At 41.2% G+C, this 18,182-nt stretch carries 20 protein-coding genes; 10 read left to right on the top strand and 10 right to left on the bottom strand.

Features of this window, described 5'->3' with window-relative positions; translation table 11 throughout:
- Positions 1-6 precede the first annotated feature (6 nt).
- Together NH454_RS17535 and NH454_RS17530 are read right to left on the bottom strand one after the other, a co-directional pair.
- Positions 7-381, bottom strand: coding sequence for a BlaI/MecI/CopY family transcriptional regulator (locus NH454_RS17535; RefSeq protein ID WP_054554650.1), 375 nt, complete (start codon positions 379-381; stop codon positions 7-9).
- Positions 382-449: 68 nt separating this feature from the next.
- A complete protein-coding gene (locus NH454_RS17530; RefSeq protein WP_253039802.1) occupies positions 450-1,136 on the bottom strand; it encodes a pseudouridine synthase in 687 nt (228 codons plus the stop codon).
- Positions 1,137-1,216: 80 nt separating this feature from the next.
- Between NH454_RS17530 and NH454_RS17525 the strand changes: the two genes are divergently transcribed.
- Positions 1,217-1,522: a DUF6482 family protein gene (locus NH454_RS17525; protein WP_063528566.1), complete on the top strand. Its 306-nt coding sequence runs from the start codon at positions 1,217-1,219 to the stop codon at positions 1,520-1,522.
- A 308-nt stretch (positions 1,523-1,830) separates the two neighbouring features.
- A complete protein-coding gene (locus NH454_RS17520; RefSeq protein ID WP_135923158.1) occupies positions 1,831-2,244 on the top strand; it encodes a GNAT family N-acetyltransferase in 414 nt (137 codons plus the stop codon).
- Here the strand turns inward: NH454_RS17520 and NH454_RS17515 are convergent.
- The 8 genes from NH454_RS17515 to NH454_RS17480 form a co-directional block, all read right to left on the bottom strand.
- Complete coding sequence (locus NH454_RS17515; protein ID WP_253039782.1) at positions 2,237-2,596, bottom strand: HopJ type III effector protein; 360 nt, start codon at positions 2,594-2,596, stop codon at positions 2,237-2,239. The genes NH454_RS17520 and NH454_RS17515 overlap by 8 nt on opposite strands.
- 9 nt (positions 2,597-2,605) lie before the next feature.
- A complete protein-coding gene (locus NH454_RS22465) occupies positions 2,606-3,721 on the bottom strand; it encodes a retroviral-like aspartic protease family protein (RefSeq protein WP_253039781.1) in 1,116 nt (371 codons plus the stop codon).
- A 121-nt stretch (positions 3,722-3,842) separates the two neighbouring features.
- The gene (locus NH454_RS17505; protein ID WP_253039780.1) at positions 3,843-4,553 is read right to left on the bottom strand and encodes an HAD-IA family hydrolase; all 711 of its coding nucleotides are present in this window, start codon (positions 4,551-4,553) and stop codon (positions 3,843-3,845) included.
- A gap of 12 nt (positions 4,554-4,565) precedes the next feature.
- The gene (locus tag NH454_RS17500) at positions 4,566-5,519 is read right to left on the bottom strand and encodes a tyrosine recombinase XerC (RefSeq protein ID WP_253039779.1); all 954 of its coding nucleotides are present in this window, start codon (positions 5,517-5,519) and stop codon (positions 4,566-4,568) included.
- Positions 5,516-6,127 carry a DUF484 family protein gene (locus tag NH454_RS17495; RefSeq protein ID WP_253039778.1) on the bottom strand — a complete coding sequence of 204 codons (612 nt, stop codon included), beginning with the start codon at positions 6,125-6,127 and terminating at the stop codon, positions 5,516-5,518. The genes NH454_RS17500 and NH454_RS17495 overlap by 4 nt, the downstream gene beginning before the upstream one ends.
- Complete coding sequence (dapF, locus tag NH454_RS17490; protein ID WP_135923164.1) at positions 6,124-6,954, bottom strand: diaminopimelate epimerase; 831 nt, start codon at positions 6,952-6,954, stop codon at positions 6,124-6,126. Before dapF ends, NH454_RS17495 begins: the two co-directional genes overlap by 4 nt.
- A 64-nt stretch (positions 6,955-7,018) precedes the next feature.
- Positions 7,019-8,272 (bottom strand): diaminopimelate decarboxylase, encoded by a 1,254-nt coding sequence (gene lysA / locus NH454_RS17485; protein ID WP_253039777.1) that lies wholly within the window; start codon positions 8,270-8,272, stop codon positions 7,019-7,021.
- Complete coding sequence (locus NH454_RS17480; protein WP_130050045.1) at positions 8,273-8,452, bottom strand: lipoprotein; 180 nt, start codon at positions 8,450-8,452, stop codon at positions 8,273-8,275.
- A 148-nt stretch (positions 8,453-8,600) separates the two neighbouring features.
- Between NH454_RS17480 and cyaY the strand changes: the two genes are divergently transcribed.
- The 8 genes from cyaY (at position 8,601) to add (ending at position 18,180) form a co-directional block, all read left to right on the top strand.
- Entirely contained in the window at positions 8,601-8,924 is a 324-nt protein-coding gene (gene cyaY, locus NH454_RS17475) for an iron donor protein CyaY (protein WP_036974421.1), read from the top strand.
- Positions 8,921-9,577: an alpha/beta fold hydrolase gene (locus NH454_RS17470; RefSeq protein WP_138557872.1), complete on the top strand. Its 657-nt coding sequence runs from the start codon at positions 8,921-8,923 to the stop codon at positions 9,575-9,577. The genes cyaY and NH454_RS17470 overlap by 4 nt, the downstream gene beginning before the upstream one ends.
- A gap of 24 nt (positions 9,578-9,601) precedes the next feature.
- Positions 9,602-10,462 carry a DUF2914 domain-containing protein gene (locus NH454_RS17465; protein ID WP_253039776.1) on the top strand — a complete coding sequence of 287 codons (861 nt, stop codon included), beginning with the start codon at positions 9,602-9,604 and terminating at the stop codon, positions 10,460-10,462.
- Between the two features lie 29 nt (positions 10,463-10,491).
- Positions 10,492-11,430 (top strand): hydroxymethylbilane synthase, encoded by a 939-nt coding sequence (hemC, locus tag NH454_RS17460; protein WP_253039775.1) that lies wholly within the window; start codon positions 10,492-10,494, stop codon positions 11,428-11,430.
- A gap of 1 nt (position 11,431) precedes the next feature.
- Positions 11,432-13,243 carry a uroporphyrinogen-III synthase gene (locus tag NH454_RS17455; protein ID WP_253039773.1) on the top strand — a complete coding sequence of 604 codons (1,812 nt, stop codon included), beginning with the start codon at positions 11,432-11,434 and terminating at the stop codon, positions 13,241-13,243.
- The gene (locus NH454_RS17450) at positions 13,240-14,349 is read left to right on the top strand and encodes a heme biosynthesis HemY N-terminal domain-containing protein (RefSeq protein WP_253039771.1); all 1,110 of its coding nucleotides are present in this window, start codon (positions 13,240-13,242) and stop codon (positions 14,347-14,349) included. The genes NH454_RS17455 and NH454_RS17450 overlap by 4 nt, the downstream gene beginning before the upstream one ends.
- Positions 14,350-14,379: 30 nt before the next feature.
- A complete protein-coding gene (locus NH454_RS17445; protein WP_253039769.1) occupies positions 14,380-17,076 on the top strand; it encodes a CHASE domain-containing protein in 2,697 nt (898 codons plus the stop codon).
- 102 nt (positions 17,077-17,178) lie between these two features.
- Entirely contained in the window at positions 17,179-18,180 is a 1,002-nt protein-coding gene (add, locus tag NH454_RS17440) for an adenosine deaminase (RefSeq protein WP_135923172.1), read from the top strand.
- Positions 18,181-18,182: the final 2 nt, after the last annotated feature.

The following is an 18,182-nucleotide window of genomic DNA, read 5'->3' as shown; positions in this document are numbered from 1 at the left end:
AAAGCCTTACTTTTGCTGTTTTTCCCAATCATCAATGACTTTTTTTAGCTCATCAATATCATGTTGCGAGAGTTGCTCTGATTTAGCAAAACCACTCACCAATGGCGCAATACGGCCATTAAAAAAGCGTTCAATAAAGCTTTGGCTTTCTTTTAAAGTGTATTCTTCACGGGCAATGCAAGGGGTGTAGTTATATTGGCGACCTTGTTTCTCGAAGCTTAGTGCGCCTTTTTTAACTAAACGGCTTAGTAGCGTTTTAATGGTTTTTTCGTGCCATTCTTTATCGTCACTTAAACGTGCAATTACTTCACTAGCCGTGGCTGGGTAGCCAAGCCATACCGCATCTAATACTTCGAATTCAGCTTTAGAAAGTTCAATCATTTTTATGCCTACAGATGTAATCTTTAATTAAAGATTACACGCGTAATCAATTAATGCAAACTTTTTTGTTAGAGAATGTCACTTTTTTTGATACTGACTATCTGTCCTTCGGGCAAATTTAACGTGGTTAGTGATAGCTTTGCGATATCAGTGCGGAAAAGATCGATGACTTTATAGCCACAAAAACGTGCCATTTTACGTATTTGCCGGTTTAAACCTTGTTTTAATACGATGCAAAACTGCGTTTCGTTGACTTGGGTCACTTCACAAGGGAGGGTTATTTGTTTATCTACTGGCACACCGTTTGCCATTTTTTGACAAAAATCACTATCGATAGGTTTATCTACGGTGACAAAATAGCGTTTGGGTTGATGGTAATCAGGGTGGATCAGTTGATTACAAAATTCACCGTCATTGGTCAAAATTAACAACCCACGAGAGTCCTTGTCGAGCCGGCCAATTGGATAAACCCGAGTGGTTTTAGGCAGGCTATGGATAAGGCTTGCTGGGTCTGCAGCATTTAATTTGCAATCTATACCAACAGGCTTGTGATACGCAAAGTAGGTGAGCGGTGCTTTAGTTGAAATTTTTTCGCCAAGTACAATTACATCATCTTGTTCATCAACATGATCTATATGATTTGCAGCACGACCATTTACTGTTACCTCACCTTGGTCAATCAAGCGCGATGCTTGCTTTCGTGAGCAGACACCTGCATGGGCAATAAATTTGGCGAGTCGCACTTTTTCAGTCATGGATGCTTTTTGTACAATTAATTTGATCACAGTATACCAAAATCACGTATAAATAGTTCCACCACCAAAGAGGAACGCACATGCCTATCAAGTTATCAGAGCTTGCAGATCATCAGCCACTGCAAAAAGTTATCCTTCATTCGTTGGAAATGGCGCTGTATCAAGTGTCTGTGGTAATTAATAACGTTGAGTATTATGTTACTGATGAGAAAGGTGAATTTATACGAGATCTCAGTCCGTTGCATATTCAAAAGCGCCTAGATCATTTAAGTTACGGTGATATGGTTTTACGCCACACCAGTGCTTATGACGAAATGTGCGGTCAGCCAGAAAAATTGGCCAGCAATATGCTCGAAGTACCCTATGGTAAGAACCATTTATACTGATTAACGATATAAGCGTATACTGAGTCATAACATTTTATATACCCAAGCCACCTCAAGATGCGAGTTTCAGTTGGAATTAAATGCGATTTAGGCAAGGCATTGATTGCAAGTAATAGTGGTTCTATTGTTAAAATCAATAACGCAGTATAAATCGCATTTAAACCAACCCTTTGGGCGCTTCACAGGCACTTACTCTCATCGTTGTTACTTCTTAAAAGGGACTGCCATTCTTGCAAAGTAACGCCTTGATATTAAGCACCTGTGAAACGCTGAATTCTGCATCTTGAGGTGGCTTGGGTATATATACTATGTATCAATTAAAAAGTGATGACTCAGCTGACTTAAATAACCAGCTAAGAGAACATGTTGTTGCCTACAATGCGGCACATTTTAATGCTGAACGTATCCCCGTTGGTTTTAAGTTTGTTAATAAGCATAACACCGTTGTGGCGGGTATTCATGGCCAAGTATTTGGTAACTGGCTGCTAATTAGTTGGCTTTGGTGTGATGATAAAACGCGTGGTAAAGGGCTTGCAACCCGCTTACTAACGGAATTAGAGAGCAAAGCTAAAGCGCTTGGCGCAAACACTGCACAACTCGATACACTCGATTTCCAAGCCAAACCCTTTTACGAAAAAAACGGCTACCAAGTTAAATATGAAATGAGTAATTACCCACTCGATGGTTGCCGTTATTTTATGGAAAAATCTTTGTTTACTTAGCTTTCAGTACTTCTTGCTCGGTAAAAGTAACTCCTAAAAAAGGAGTTGCTTCAGGAGCAAGCATAAAGGTGCGAATGTTCATGTGGTCTTGCCCTTCAGGATTCTTCAGTACATCATCACGATAAAACGCGCCAAAACAATCTAGGGTATTTTGTTTGCTTAGTTGGTTAAGTTTTGCAAAGGCGAAAATTTTACATGAGCCATTATTTTCATTTGCTGCACTGATCAATCCATGATTGTTAAAGCCACTAGGAGTGAAATGGTAGTTACTCTCTATCACAGCCATTGTATCCTTAAACTCTATCTGCTGTGGCGTGTTAGCTAATTTCGATAAGAAATCGTTAAGTGTCATTACCTGTCCTTAATAGTTATCTTTTATCAACTCTAACTCATTCACTTGTTGATTGATATTAAACTTAAAATTCTCTAAGAAGTTCATACCTAGCAAACCATAACTGCCATGACTTTTAAGTACTAGAACATCGAAGTTATAGAGCCGCTGTTGACCGATTTGAAAAGAGTGTACTTGATAATGCTGCGCTTCAACGAGTCCATTTGCGGTATTTACTTGCATAGTACCAAGATAATGGGCGGGTTCTTTTAGTTGTTCTAGCAGTGATTGCGTTAATACCGTAAAGCTTGCGCCAGTGTCTATCATTAGCTTAGCGTCGGTATCGTCATTGATTATGCTATTAACTAAATAATGTGAGCCATGTGGGATGAGAGGCACAACCTCAACCCCTGCTAATGCTTGCTGTATCAAACGATATAATTCGTCAGCTTCTTGCTTATGCTCATGGTTTTCAGGAAGTTGCTCAAGCGCAATTTGGCTTGCGACTAAGTCACCTAGGTGAAAATAAGCCTGCGCTTGAACTAATAAATAAAAGGTGTTTTGCGGCATATAATCTAGCCATTGTTGGCTGTGATTGAGAAGTTCTTGCCAGTTTTGTTCTTCAATCAATGACTCTGCTTTTAACTTTGTTAGCTCCGAAATTCTCTTCGCGAATCGCGCTTGCTTACTTTTTCCAAGCTGATTATGTAAAGCCATTAAACTAATAATTCCCTGTTGAACATGGCCCTGATTGATCATTCGTTTTGCATCGAGTTCTAACATTGATGCATCATAAGGGTGACTATTCAAAAAGGCAGTTAAAAATTGCTCACTAAGCTCGTCATCATGGTGGGATAGCCAAGACTCAAGTTGCTGTTGCCAAGCACGCTTTAATTGCAGTGCAAAGCTTGGGTTATTTTCTAAAAGTTGCGTGTACTCAAGAACTGCTTCATCAAATAGATTATTGCGAAATAAGGCGACAGCATGTTGAAACTTCTCTGGCAACCTCGTTACTTTACTGGGCTTTATAACAGTGTTTTTTTCGGTTAGCTTCTCAGCTGATCGTTTATAATTATCATATTGCCATAGGAAATAGCCATTAAGGCTAAGAGAGCACACGAGTAGTAACTTTAGTAGATAATTCACTTGTGCCTTCGCCTTACTTAACTAATTAATTTTCCATACGAGAAGTCTAGGCACATTTAAATTTAACACTGCCATGTATCTTCCATACTTTATTAAGCATAAAACAAATTACAAAAATTGGTTACTTTTTAACTAAATGATTCAATAAAAAGATATCGTTAATTTCGATGTCAGCTAATCCCTTGTATTTGTAATTTGCTGCCTGATTATTCAACCAAACACTTTGACAGCCAGCGTTATTTGCACCTTGAACATCTGTGTCGAGACTATCGCCAATATGCAAAATCTCTTTGTGAGCTACATTTAGCGTTTCAGCTGCAATGTCGAATAAGCCGGGATGGGGCTTCGCTTTACCATGAGGGCCTGCCTGTAAGACAAGTTCAAATACCCCTTTGAGGTTAAACTTGTCGACTTCGACATTGCCATTGGTTATTGCTATTAAGCGAAATTGTTTGCTGAGAGCTTTTAATAGCCCTAACACTTCTTTTGATACAGTAATTTGGCTGCGAGCATCAGCAAATGCTTGATAGGCGTTGTTAGCATGTTGTTGTGCTAAATCATTTTTAAACCCCAGATCGTGCATGGCATAGAGTAGTGCCGCACGTCGCCAGCGAGTCACATCGTCAATGAGGCTTGGATCTAGCGCTAAGGCTTTGTCACGACAATAAAGCCAATACTGCGTGTCATTAGTTGGCCATTCTGGCAGCTTTGCTAAATAATCAGCTTGCGCTTGTAAAGCTGATTTAATGATCGGATGGTTGTTATAAAGTGTGTCATCTAAATCAAAACTTAAAACAGTAACAGGTGATAAAGCACGGTTAAAACGGATCATAATTACTAAGTATTACTCTGGAGTTGAGCGCTTTTTAGCGCGTGGATGAGTGTTATCATAAACTTTGGCTAGATGCTGAAAATCAAGGTGTGTATACACTTGTGTTGCCGATAAACTGCTGTGCCCTAATAGTTCCTGAACGGCACGTAGATCACCAGACGATTCTAAAATATGCGAAGCAAATGAGTGGCGAAGTTTATGTGGATGAACTTGCGAGCTGATCCCTTGTTTTATTCCCCACTCTTGCATACGGAGGCGAACTTGACGAACTGAAATGCGTTTTTTTTGGCTGCTCAAAAAAATAGCCGTTTCATCTGGGTGTGCAAATTGTGGACGAATTTTTAACCAAGACTTTAAAGCGTTTAATGCTTTGCTACCTACAGGCAATAAACGCTCTTTATTGCCTTTACCGCGCACTAAAATTTCACCTTCAGTGGTATTTATATCTTGTATGTTAGCGCCAACTAACTCGCTAATCCTTAACCCTGATGAATACATTAATTCCATCATTGCTTTGTCACGTATTGTTAGTGGTTCTTCACCTTCTAGTTCTAATAGCTTTGCCATTTGATCAACGTCTAAATTTTTAGGCAATGGCTTGGAAAACTTTGGCCCTTTTATAGCCTCAGCTGGGTTATGGTAGTGAACGTGATTTTCAATCTTTTTAGTTTTAAGAAACTTGTAGAGGCTACGAATGCAACTAAGCTTTAAGCTAATTGTGCGGCCACTCAGTTGTTTGCCTCGTAGTTGCATACTGTAACGGCGAATATGCTCACCTTGAACAGCAAACCAGTTTTCACAGAGTTTACTAAAGTATAATGCTGCAAAGCCTAATTGACTTGTGTATTGGTTGACTGTGTGTGCTGAGTATTGCTTTTCGTAGCGTAAATAATCTGCAAAAAGTTGGATAGGTGTGCGCCAAGCATCACTTAATTCATCAATATTTGGCGTCGTCACATCGTTCATGCAAGTTCCAATAACCGCAGTTGCAATGAGCGAACAAACTCAAGTACGAAAAAGCTATCTTTAGCGGGCTCAAAGTGGTTTACATCATGACTACCAAACGCCAATATGGCGACAGGATGCGCGGTGTTTCCGATCAGGTAAAGGGCAGTTGACTGTATTGAACCAGAAAATAGTAAATCGCATTCTTGTTGGTTGATACGACCTAAATAAATGCCATCGTTTTGTAGTCGATGAGTTATTAAATCATCAAACTTCTTTTCATATTTCACTAAGTGACATTCATTAATTAGTGGGTTGGTACATATAATGTTACGCAGATTGATGGCGAGCGTTTTAAAGTCGTAATTAGTCCATAGTTGGCGATGACATTCGCTGAACAGGCGGTAGATTAATTCGTTTTCTTTTGCTTGCTCAAGAAGTTGATCAATCTTATTTTTTAAAAATGTATTATGTTCACGGAGCTGGCGCTGTTGAATATGAACCAGTGAGGTTGCTCCAGCAGCTTGTTGATGCAGTTCAATGTCAGCGAGTAACTCTGGCTGTTTAATGAAAAAATCAGGGTGTTCAATTAGGTATTGTGCAATTTGTTGTTCTGTTAGTTTGCTCATAATGCCACTTGTCCATCAAAAACATGTTCAGCAGGGCCAGTCATTCTTACTGGATGTCCTTCACCTTGCCAGCGAACTTGCAAGCTTCCACCGGGTAAATCTACTTGCACTGTGTTGGCAAGCTTATTTTGTACTTGACCAATAACGACAGCTGCACAGGCACCTGTTCCACATGCTAAGGTTTCGCTTACACCTCGCTCCCAGACTCTAAGTTTAATATGATCTTGAGAAATTACCTGCATAAAACCAACATTGGCTCGTTGTGGAAAACGCTCGTGATTTTCAAGCAGTGGCCCTAAAGTGTTCACTTCGGCGGTATGAATATCATCGACTTCTAACACGCAATGTGGATTACCCATAGAAACTGCACCACTGAAAACCGTGTGCTCTTCTGTTCGGATGATATAGGTCAACTCACGTTTACTGGCTTTTAATGGTATTTTGTTTGGTTCAAAGTTTGGGTGGCCCATGTTGACCGTAACTTGGCCATCTTTTTCAATGTATAAAGTCAAGTTACCTGATTTAGTTGAAACCGAAATTTTATGCTTGTTAGTGAGACCTTTCATGCGCACAAAACGGGCAAAACAACGAGCACCGTTGCCACATTGTTCTACTTCGTTACCGTCAGCATTGAAAATTCGGTAATGAAAATCTAAATCGGGAGAATAAGGGGCTTCAACCATGAGTAGTTGGTCAAAGCCTATGCCGAAATGGCGATCTGCCAGTTTCTTTATTTGGTCACGAGATAAGAAAACATTTTGAGTGATGTTATCAATAACGACAAAGTCATTACCTAGGCCGTGCATTTTTGAGAAATTAACTAACATAACGCTCTAATTCAGGATTGCTCTGAGCTAATCATGCCACAGAGCTGCCCGGTTATAAAAACGTTTATGGTAAAATTTTCTCGCCTTGCCATAGGCTTTCTAAGGTTTCACGTTGACGAATTAAATGACTGTGTTGGCCATCCACCATAATTTCCGCAACACGAGGACGCGAGTTATAGTTTGAGCTCATGGTAAAACCATATGCGCCTGCACTGCGCTGTGCCAATAAGTCGCCTGCTTGAAGTGCTAGTTGACGATCTTTACCTAAGAAGTCTCCGGTTTCACAAACTGGGCCTACAATGTCGTAGTTGTGAGTTGGCGTATCATCTTCACGAGGTTCAACCGGCACAATATTTTGCCAAGCCTGATAAAGAGATGGGCGAAGCATATCGTTCATACCCGCATCAACAATAGCAAAATACTTGTCTTGGTTTTGCTTTATAAACTCAACTTTGGTGACTAATATGCCGGCGTTGGCAGCAATTGCACGGCCAGGCTCAAAAATTAGTTCCAAGTCTTGATAATCAGCTAAGCGTGCGGTGATTTTGTCTACATATTCACTTGGGTGAGGTGGCGTTTCGCCGTTATAAGACACACCTAATCCGCCACCAATATCAAGGTGTGAAAGTGTTATGCCAACGGCTTTTAATTCTTCGATAAGAGTTAGTACTTTTTCAAGTGCAGCTAAAAAAGGTTTAATTTCTGTTAGCTGCGAGCCAATGTGGCAATCGACACCGGTAATTTTTAAACCCGGTAATGATGCCGCATGTTGGTAAACTGTCACTGCAGTTTGAATATCAATACCAAATTTATTCTCTTTTAGACCTGTTGAGATATAAGGATGCGTTTTAGCATCAATATCAGGGTTAACACGAATCGAAATAGGTGCCACAAGGTTTAGTGACGTCGCCACCTCTGAAATACGCTCAAGCTCTGCGACAGATTCAACGTTAAAACACTTGATCCCCAATTTAAGTGCATACGTTATTTCATCAGCGGTTTTTGCAACGCCAGAAAATACCACTTTACTGGCATCTCCACCTGCTTCGATAACGCGTGCAAGCTCACCTTTCGACACGATGTCAAAGCCAGAGCCAAGACGGGCTAAAATATTGAGCACGGCAATATTTGAGTTGGCTTTTACGGCATAACATACCAAGCTTTTATGTGACTTTGCTGCATCAGAAAAGGCACGGTAATGGCGCTCAAATGTTTTACGCGAATAGATATAACACGGTGTACCGTATTGTTCTGCCAGCTCTTTGACAGCGATGTCTTCAGCGAACAGCTGATTATTATTGTAGTTAAAAAAGTCCATCTATTGGTCCTGTTTTTGCTCTGGTTGTTCGGATGGATCAGCCTGTGGCTGAGATTCTTTAGGCTGTGCAGTATCATCTGGTAGATAAAGAGCACCACTTTGTCCACATCCTGCTAGGGTTAGAAGTAGGGCGCTAAGTGGTAAGATTGTTTTTAATTTTTGGCTATGAGTCTCTTTCATTAGATTAATACGATTGCTGGCTTTATAATCGCAGAGTAACAGAATATTTAAAAAATGCAGCTATTCGCGGATGAATTTATTCCTGTTACACTTGTTGTACACAATCTGCCCCCAGATCTAGGCTTAAAGCCAGTTAAAGGACATTAAAATGACTGATCATGAATACCACACACTAGCCGATGCATTAATGCTAACTATTGAAGAGCAAATCGATGAATGTGATGCCGACTTAGATTATGAATCAGCGTCAGGTATTTTAGAAATCATCTTCCCAGATCGCAGTAAAATAGTGATCAACAAGCAAGCACCACTTCATCAAGTGTGGGTTGCGACGAAATTTAATGGTCACCATTTTGAACTACGCGATGATAAGTGGATTGATAACCGCTCGGGTGCTGAGTTTTGGCAATTTATGTGTGATGCAGCAACACGTCAAGCGGGCCAACCTATTGAGTGGCGCTCAGAACTATGAGTTTAGAGTTTGTCGAATACCCAGCACAGAGTGACCACAAAGCAACTGTTATTTGGTTACATGGGTTAGGTGATTCTGGTGATGGTTTTGCGCCAGTTGCACCACAGCTAGCACTTCCAGCTGAGCTTGGGGTGCGTTTCGTATTTCCGCATGCACCTGTGCAACCGGTCACCATTAATGGTGGTATGGCAATGCGCTCTTGGTACGATATTAAATCGATGGATTTAGATAAACGTGCTGATGAACAAGGTGTGCGTGACTCGGCTGCAAAAGTGGCTGAGCTTATTGACCAAGAAATTGCAAAAGGGATTGCTGCAAACAAAATTATTCTTGCAGGTTTTTCGCAAGGAGGGGTGGTATCGCTACACTTAGCGCCACGACTCGATTATAAATTAGCGGGTGTAATGGCACTATCAACTTACATGTGTGTACCAGCTAAATTAGCCGATGAAACCAAGCAACAAGGGTTAAATATATTTATGGCACATGGTCGATTTGACGATGTGGTACCACATAGCGCTGGCAGGCAAGCATTTACTGTACTTAGCGCTAATAACATGGAAGTAAGCTGGCAAGACTACCCGATGGCGCATCAAGTTTGTGGTGAAGAACTTATGGCTATCCGTGAGTGGTTAATTGCTCGCCTGAGTTAATTTTTGGTTGTGAAGGGGCCAAACATGACAAAAAAAATTGTAATAACAGCTAACATGAATGCTGAAAAATCAGAAAGCCGCCTAGAAACGGTCACTTATCAGTGGCACTGGCGACGCATATTTATGGTTAGCAGTGTGATTTTTGTCGCACTGGCAGCTGTTATCTATAGTTTTGTTGGTGCTGTTAATGCCGAACAGGCTGAAACCGATGAGCAAAGAGCTGAAGCAACGGGTACTGTTATGCAACAACCTACAGCAGCTGACACTGTATCGCCAAGCGAACTTGAACCTGCTTCACCTCAACCGCAAGAACCTGCTATTCAAGTCGTCGAGGAAAAGCAGGATGTAGAAGCGCCTTCTGATGAGCAGCCATTAACCTCTGACTTAGAAACAGAAACGACAGCGCAAGCAGAGGCTATTGATGAAGCTTCGCCGGTCCTTGAAGAAGAAAACCGCGACGAACCTATCGTCATCGCTAAAAATTCTGATGTTCAACAGCAATTTTCTCAGTCTGCTCATATTGCTAGCTTAGCGATTGGCGCTAAAATAGACACAGATAAAGTTAGTAGAGCGGTATTAACAACCGATGTTGTTGATCGAGAACCAGTCAACGTTCTAAAAAACGATGTAAAATTGTCGGAAATAACGCAAAGCTTAAGCTTTTTTAGTGAGCTTAAAAATATGCAGGGACAAACTGTTCGTCATCAATGGTATTACCAAGACACTCAGCTTGCATCTATTGAATTAGCAATAACTAGCCCGCGTTTTCGAACCTACTCAACCAAAAACATCATGCCAGAGCAACTCGGCGAATGGCGGGTAGAAGTGGTGGACGCGCAAGGTACTTTACTTGCGCAAAAAGAATTTAGACTTTTAGCTGATTAATTTCGGCCAGATAAACAATTGGAATTTTCATGACTCAGACAACAAAACGCGTTCGTATCGCTACACGTAAAAGTGCGCTTGCTCTATGGCAGGCCGAATTTGTAAAAGCACAGCTAGAGCACTTTCATGACGATGTGACGGTTGAACTTGTTCCTATGTCGACGCAAGGGGATATTATCTTAGATACACCGCTGGCTAAAATTGGTGGTAAAGGCTTATTTGTAAAAGAATTAGAACAAGCCATGCTAGATGGTCGAGCAGATATTGCTGTGCACTCGATGAAAGATGTGCCAGTTGAATTTCCTGAAGGCTTAGCGCTTCATACTATCTGTGAGCGTGAAGACCCTCGTGATGCATTCGTATCAAATAACTACAAAAGCTTAGACGAGTTACCGCAAGGTGCTATTGTTGGTACATCGAGTTTACGTCGCCAATGTCAAATTCGTGAAGCGCGTCCTGATTTAGATATTCGTGATTTACGCGGTAACGTTAACACTCGTTTAGCTAAGCTTGATGATGGTCAATATGATGCAATTATTCTTGCAGCAGCAGGTTTAATTCGTTTAGAAATGCCAGAGCGTATTACGGCATTCATTGAACCTGAGATTTCATTGCCTGCCAATGGTCAAGGTGCCGTCGGCATTGAATGTCGTGTAGATGATGAAGTAACAAAAGCGCTGCTAGCACCACTTGAGCATACAGAAACACGGATTCGTGTTAATGCCGAGCGTGCCATGAACCGCCGTTTAGAAGGCGGCTGCCAAGTACCTATTGGTGCTTTTGCGTTGGTTGATGGTGAACAAGTGCATTTACGTGGTTTAGTTGGTGCAATTGATGGAAGTCAAATGCTACGTGATGAAGTTTCTGGCCCTGTTAGTGACGCTGAGCAGCTAGGTATTACACTTGCTGAAAAGTTACTTGCGCAAGGTGCAGATAAGATTTTAGCAGAAGTATATAGAGACGCTTAACATGCATATATTGATAACTCGTCCAGAAGGGAAAGGCACTGAACTTGCGCTTGCGCTTCAGCAGGCGGGTTATCGAGCAACCCAGTGTCCAGTGCTTACCCTTGATTATCTTACCCCAAGTAGTAGTGAGCTCTCACCACTTGAGAATGCTGATAAGATCATTTTTATCTCGCAGGATGCTGTTCATGCATTGTTAAAGCTCACGCCCACAATTAATAAAGCAGCACAACTTTATGCTGTTGGACAACAAACGGCAGATGCAGTGTATGAAGCCTTTGGGCGTCGAGCTGCAGTGCCGAAAAATCATGACTCAGAGGGCTTGCTCGAGTTAAAAACTCTACAAGATGTAGAGTTGGATAATATTGTTTTGGTTAAAGGTGAAGGTGGGCGCACAACGATAGCGAAAACCTTAAAACAACGTGGGGCACTTTTAAATCAGCTCGTGGTATACAAACGAACTGCAATCGAGAGTGAACCAGGTAAGTGGATGGACCACTGGCAAACAATTGATGTAGAAGGTATAGTCATTACCAGTAATGCAGCTGTTGACGCCATTTTTAATGGTCTCAATGAATCGCAGTTAGCATGGTTAAAAGCGCGACAATTTTATGTTGCCAGCGAACGTATCGCTGATTATTTAAAACAACAAAATGTAGCAAGAACGCAGATACACATTGCTGCAGGGGCAAGCGATAGTGCTATGTTCGCCTGTATTGATAAGCAAGGTAGCAAAATGAGTGAAGCAGATTTAAAACAAACCACAAAGCCAGCCAGCGCTGAGCCTGCCAAAAAAGCACCTGCAGCTAAACCAGCAGCAGTTCAGCATAAAAGAGGGATAAGTAAAACAGGGAGCTTGGCTTTACTCATTTCACTCCTTGTTGCCTCGGCTGTGGGATATGAGTTTTATCATAAACTTAATGGCGATCAACAATCTACTCTTGCTATTAATGAGCTGACAACAGAAAACCAACGTTTACAGCAACAGCTTGATGCGGTGAAAAGTGCCCAGCAAACATTGCAGCAATCGCTATTTAATACTGAACAAAAAGTTACTGATGCGCTAAATGAAAGTGCTGAACAAACGCAGCAGCAGCTGCAAGCGGCTTTAAAGCGTGCCGAGCAGCAAACTTTTACACTTAATCCGCAAGAAGTCACAAGCTTGCAGCGTATGGCTGAGTTTAAACTCTGGGCTGAGCACGACTACCAAGGTGCTGCTGCTGTATTATCTCGTTTAGATGGCTTGCTTGCTGAGCATCCTGGAACAGGGGCTATTCGCCAAGCAATTCATCAAGATTTGCAAACATTAAATGCCATTGAGCCAGTTGCTGTAGAAGCCATTTATTTAAAGCTGCACGGAATCAATCAGCAAGTGACTGAGTTGGCATTTAATGCTATTTCTCTACCTGAAGAAGTAAAACAAGAAGATCCAAATCAGCTTAGTGAAAACGTCAGTGAGTGGCGTCAAAACCTTGCAAAATCTTGGCAGCAATTTAAAGACTTCTTTGTCACAGTTCGTACTCGTGAAGACATGGTTGTTGCGCCATTTTTAAGTGAACAAGAGCGCCATTTAGTAAAACAACGCCTAAGTTTATATATCGCACAAGCGCAAGACGCCGTATTAACAAAACAAAGCAGTGTGTACTTTAGTGCAGTTGATGCAGCGCATGACTTAGTGAAAGATTACTTTAAACAAGATGATGCAGTCACTAAAGCGGTATTAACTAGCTTAACTTCACTTTCAAAAGAGCAACTCGATTTCAGCCCTAAAGTGTCACTGCAAAGTACTGAGCAGGTGAAGGAGTGGGCACAATGATCCGCTTCTTATTGATAATCATCGCTATTGCAGCTTGCTTAGGAATAGCCCCTTTTTTTATTGATCAAAAAGGCTATGTGCTTATTGCTTTTAACAATACCACGGTTGAGGGCACTATTTGGGGCGTCACTGCGTTAGTTTTGTTGGCTTTTGCTGCGATATTCTTGCTTTATAAATTGGTGCGTTATTTGTGGTCTTTGTATAGCCATACGCGACATCGTTTTTTTGCTCGAAGTGAAGAGCGCAAACATGCTGCGATTGAACAAGGGATATGGAGTTTAATCAATAACGATTACACTGAGCTTGAGTTAGCACTTGAAAATAATAGTGTGGCAGAGCAATGGAATGATGTGCGTTATGCTTTACTTGCCAAAGCAGCATTGGCAAATAACAACCGTGAACAAGCAATTAGTTATCTTGATAAAATCAGTCAAGACAAGCAGCTAAAAGTAGCTAACTTATGGGTTGCAAGTGGTGAGACGAGTACTATTTTTGCTGACCTTAAAGCCTTGGCAGAGCGTAAAAAAGCCTCTAGCTTAGAACTTAAAATGTATGCTCACGTCCTGATGCAAGAGAAAAAGTGGTCGGCGCTTAATGAATTTATGCCTCGCTTATTACGTAAAAAAGCACTTTCAGATAACGAATGGCGTCAGCTATTTGACCATTATTTTTCTGCGCAACCTAGCAGTGAGCTAACAACACGTTATGAGCAATTAGCCAAGAACTTAAAACCGTTAGCTGAAGTGAGCTATTTTTCAGCTATGGCGCGCGTGGGTGATCTTAATAAAATTGAGCTAAGCTTAATCAAAATGCTAAAAAAACCACTTCAGCATAAAGATTTAGCACGTATTTTACGAGCTAGCACGGCGGGTGATGCACTCAAACTGCAAACAAGCTTGCAAGATATATTAAAAAAAGACACCGAAAATACAGACCTGCTTTTAGCCTTAGCATGTTTAGCAAATGCTCATGGCCAGTACGACTTAGCTGCACGAGTATTTGATAAAGCGCTTAATGCAGATAATCGTGACGAGTATTTGCAGCAAGCAGTGCTAAGCTATAGTAAAAGTGCTCAACCAGATAAGGCCCTGGTACTGTATCAGTAATTTTGGCTTAGCCTGCACAGGAGCGATGGCTTGAAAAACTTATTTGCGCTGACACTAAGTATCGCTTTCGCTTATTTTCTAACAGGGTATTTAAGTAATTCTCTTCTGGCTATCGACGGCTATGCTGTTGCAGCATGGCCCCCTTCTGGTATAGCTCTGGCCAGTATCTTACTTAGTCGAAACCGTGCCTTGCCGGGGGTGTTGTTGGGGGCTTTCTTAGTCAACCTTATCCATCTCGATAAAGTTACTGATATTTTACATTGGCAAGTTATGTTACAAGCCATTGGGGTAACAGCAGCATCTACTTTCCAAGCCTGGTTGGCTTATTACATTATTATTCATGTTGTAAAACGTCCTCTTGAACTATCTTCGCTAAAACAAAGTGTGCAAGGGTTAATCATTGGCGGCCCACTTTGCAGTCTTATCGCAGCATCGACAGGTACTGCGCTGTTGGTCATCAATAATGTGATTCCTAGCTACGCGGCACTTAATAATTTTATTGCTTGGTGGATTGGTGACAGTATCGGAGTACTCATTTTTACTCCGTTAGTTTTAGCGGCATTTAGTTATAATCATGCACGGCAGCGACTACAAATTATTGTTCCTTCACTATTAATTTATATGATTATTTGTGTCAGCTTTTATGGCGCAGCAAGTGTTAAAAAGGAGAAAGATTTACAGCGCAAAGAAGCAAAAGTAAGTGCAATAAAAACCAATCTTGAACACAAAATTGATGAAATTAAGTCTCATCTGTCGTTATTGGCAACCTTTTTTGCAAGTAGTGACATAGTTGATTTTGCAGAGTTTAAGCGCTTCACCTCAAGACAGCTGCAATACAGTAAAGAGATAATAGCGTTTGAGTGGGCACCAAAAGTGATTAATTCACAATTGGATAATTACCAAAATTTGCTGCGCGAAGAGCTTGGGCCTAATTACTATATCAAAGAGAAAAATTCCGCGGGACAATGGCAAGCGGTAAGTCAGCGTGCTATTTATTTTCCAGTGCAATATATCCACCCATTGCAAGGCAACGAGGCCGCACAAGGTTTTGATTTAGCCTCCCATGAACTGCGCAGGCAGGCACTGACAGACGCTCGTTTAATAAAAAATGTCACAGTGAGTGAGCCTATTACCTTGATGCAAGGTGATGGTAACGATAAAGGAGTCTTGTTCTTTAACCCTGTTTATTCAGACATAAATCATCAAGTCGGGTTTAGAGGTTATGTTGTTGCTGTGGTTAATTTAGAGTTGCTGGCGCAAACACTAAACTTTAATCAGAACACAGAGATTGATGCCAGCTTCTATGACGTTACCGACGGCAGTAACCCTGTCGAAATTTATAACCCTCAACGTGTTGGAACAACGGCCATTGCGAGCTTTAATTTTATTATTGGTGAGCGTGTCTGGCAGGTGAAATTATGGGAGTCAGTCGCGCAATCGTCTTGGTTGCCTTATTGGCTTGCACAAATAGTCGGTATGCTGTTTGTTTGGTTATTGATCACCTTTTTGATTTCAGTAACCGGTACTAATATTCAAATTCGTCAGCAAGTAGCAAAACAAACCCAAAGCCTTCGTGAAGAAAAACAAAAAGCGGATAAAGCCAGTCAAATAAAAAGTGAATTTTTAGCGAATATGAGCCATGAAATACGCACTCCTATTAATGGTATTAAGGGGTTGCACTACTTGGCTATGCAAGAGCAAGATTGGCCGCAAGCACGTAGTTATATTGATCAAGCCGATGGTGCATTGAATGTACTATTAAGAGTTATTAATGATGTTTTAGATTTTTCTAAAATAGAAGCTGGGCGCTTGGAAATGCATCAAGAGCCAATCGATGTTAATGCGCTTGTTAGTGAAGTCTGTAATTTGCTGCAATTTGAATTGAACACTCGTTCTTTAGAGTTTGACGTTGATTACGACAGCTCTTCGCAGTTAGTGATTTACACCGATCCTATTCGGTTAAAACAAGTGCTGTTAAATTTATTAAATAATGCTGTTAAATTCACACCACAGGGGCATATCACTCTACGTATTTGGCAACAGCGTGAGTTTACTTACTTTAGTGTTATTGATACCGGTATTGGTATTAGCAAAGAAGCGCAACAGCGATTATTTCAGCCATTCTCGCAAGCAGATAGTTCAACCTCACGCCGTTTTGGTGGCACAGGTTTAGGGTTAAGTATTTGCCAAAAATTGGTTTCGATGATGGGTGGCAGTATCAGTTTGCAAAGCGTTGAAGGGCAAGGTTCAACGTTTACTATTTCAATCCCTTTTGAGTCACCTTTATCAGAGGTTATCCAAAGTGATGATGAAGTTGTTGATATTGATGTCAGCTCATTATCATTCGCAGATTACGCAATACTTTTAGTTGAAGATAACCCGCTAAATCAGCATGTCGCTAGCTCTATTTTAAAAACCAAAGGCTGTCAGCCTGATATAGCAAAAGATGGCCACGAAGCTATTAAGATGATTAGTGAAAAAAGCTACGACCTTGTACTAATGGATATTCAAATGCCTAACATGGATGGCCTGCAAGCGACTAAGGTTATTCGCAATGAGCTGCTGATCTCCGAGTTACCGATTATTGGCTTATCGGCAAATGCCCATGATGATGACCTTAAGAAAGGCCTCGCCAGTGGCATGAATGGTTATCTAACTAAGCCAATTGACGCTGATAAATTGTTTAAAACATTGTGGCAGCATCTGCACGGCAAAAGTGCTTTATAAAGCAGACAATTGACCTCTTAAAAGTAAATATATTCATCTACACTTGAATTATCGTTGTGGGTACGTATGATCCGCGAAAATTTTCTGAACTGAGTACTAATTATGATCAACAAGACACTTCCTTTGCTTGATATTCATCGTCATCTTGACGGTAATGTTCGCCCACAAACGATCTTAGAACTTGGTCGTCAGTTTAATCTTGAATTACCAGCAGATACAGTAGAGGCGCTGATCCCTCATGTTCAGGTTATTGACCCTGAACCAAATCTTGTCGCCTTTTTACAGAAGTTAGATTGGGGTGTAAAAGTACTCGGTGATTACGATGCCTGTCGTCGTATTGCCATCGAGAACGTTGAAGATGCTATTGCACAAAGCCTAGATTACGTAGAGCTTCGTTTTAGTCCATATTATATGGCGCAAAGCCAAGGACTGCACCCGCAAGGTGTCGTAGAAGCGGTGGTTGATGGTGTTAGGAGTGCGTGTCAAAACGCACCAATTAAAGCCAACTTAATCGGTATTATGTCGCGTACTTATGGCACTAAAATTTGTCAGCAAGAGCTTGATGCGTTACTTGCTTTTAAAAATGATTTAGTTGCTGTTGATTTAGCTGGTGATGAAATAGGTTTTCCGGGTGAATTATTTGTTGATCACTTTAAGCAAGTTCACGATGCATACTTAGCTGCTACTATTCACGCTGGTGAAGCGCGTGGTAGCGAAAGTATCTGGCAAGCAATTAACGAGCTTGGTGCAACGCGTATTGGCCATGGTGTAAAAGCGATTGAAGATGCAGCGCTTATGGATCACTTACGTGATAAACGCATTGGTATTGAGTCTTGCTTAACCAGTAACATTCAAACTAGCACTGTTGCTGAGCTTGCAAAACACCCGCTAAAAACCTTCTTAGACCATGGTATTTTGGCATCAATTAATACTGATGATCCGGCAGTTGAAGGTATTGAAATTGCGTATGAGTATCAAGTAGCCGCGCCTGCAGCTGGTTTAAGCCAAGCCGATATGGAAAAAGCGCAAGCTAATGCGCTTGAAATTGCTTATTTAAGCGAGGCAGATAAAGCGGCTTTAAAACAGTTAGCTGCTAATCGTTAAGC

Source organism: Pseudoalteromonas sp. Ps84H-4 (genome assembly GCF_024124645.1).
Lineage (GTDB): Bacteria > Pseudomonadota > Gammaproteobacteria > Enterobacterales > Alteromonadaceae > Pseudoalteromonas > Pseudoalteromonas lipolytica_C.
The sequence above is the reverse complement of the archived record's forward strand: the minus strand, read 5'-3'. Positions and strand labels throughout refer to the sequence as shown.

Bases quoted from the DNA above. Each gene is read 5' to 3' on its own strand.
- NH454_RS17525 (WP_063528566.1), top strand. From the start codon at position 1,217: ATGCCTATCAAGTTATCAGAGCTTGCAGATCATCAGCCACTGCAAAAA.
- cyaY (WP_036974421.1), top strand. From the start codon at position 8,601: ATGACTGATCATGAATACCACACACTAGCCGATGCATTAATGCTAACT.
- NH454_RS17495 (WP_253039778.1), bottom strand. From the start codon at position 6,127: ATGAGCAAACTAACAGAACAACAAATTGCACAATACCTAATTGAACAC.
- add (WP_135923172.1), top strand. From the start codon at position 17,179: ATGATCAACAAGACACTTCCTTTGCTTGATATTCATCGTCATCTTGAC.
- hemC (WP_253039775.1), top strand. From the start codon at position 10,492: ATGACTCAGACAACAAAACGCGTTCGTATCGCTACACGTAAAAGTGCG.
- NH454_RS17530 (WP_253039802.1), bottom strand. From the start codon at position 1,136: ATGACTGAAAAAGTGCGACTCGCCAAATTTATTGCCCATGCAGGTGTC.
- dapF (WP_135923164.1), bottom strand. From the start codon at position 6,954: ATGTTAGTTAATTTCTCAAAAATGCACGGCCTAGGTAATGACTTTGTC.
- NH454_RS17505 (WP_253039780.1), bottom strand. From the start codon at position 4,553: ATGATCCGTTTTAACCGTGCTTTATCACCTGTTACTGTTTTAAGTTTT.
- NH454_RS17515 (WP_253039782.1), bottom strand. From the start codon at position 2,596: ATGACACTTAACGATTTCTTATCGAAATTAGCTAACACGCCACAGCAG.
- NH454_RS17465 (WP_253039776.1), top strand. From the start codon at position 9,602: ATGACAAAAAAAATTGTAATAACAGCTAACATGAATGCTGAAAAATCA.
- NH454_RS17450 (WP_253039771.1), top strand. From the start codon at position 13,240: ATGATCCGCTTCTTATTGATAATCATCGCTATTGCAGCTTGCTTAGGA.
- NH454_RS17520 (WP_135923158.1), top strand. From the start codon at position 1,831: ATGTATCAATTAAAAAGTGATGACTCAGCTGACTTAAATAACCAGCTA.
- NH454_RS17500 (WP_253039779.1), bottom strand. From the start codon at position 5,519: ATGAACGATGTGACGACGCCAAATATTGATGAATTAAGTGATGCTTGG.
- NH454_RS17455 (WP_253039773.1), top strand. From the start codon at position 11,432: ATGCATATATTGATAACTCGTCCAGAAGGGAAAGGCACTGAACTTGCG.
- NH454_RS17535 (WP_054554650.1), bottom strand. From the start codon at position 381: ATGATTGAACTTTCTAAAGCTGAATTCGAAGTATTAGATGCGGTATGG.
- lysA (WP_253039777.1), bottom strand. From the start codon at position 8,272: ATGGACTTTTTTAACTACAATAATAATCAGCTGTTCGCTGAAGACATC.
- NH454_RS17480 (WP_130050045.1), bottom strand. From the start codon at position 8,452: ATGAAAGAGACTCATAGCCAAAAATTAAAAACAATCTTACCACTTAGC.
- NH454_RS17470 (WP_138557872.1), top strand. From the start codon at position 8,921: ATGAGTTTAGAGTTTGTCGAATACCCAGCACAGAGTGACCACAAAGCA.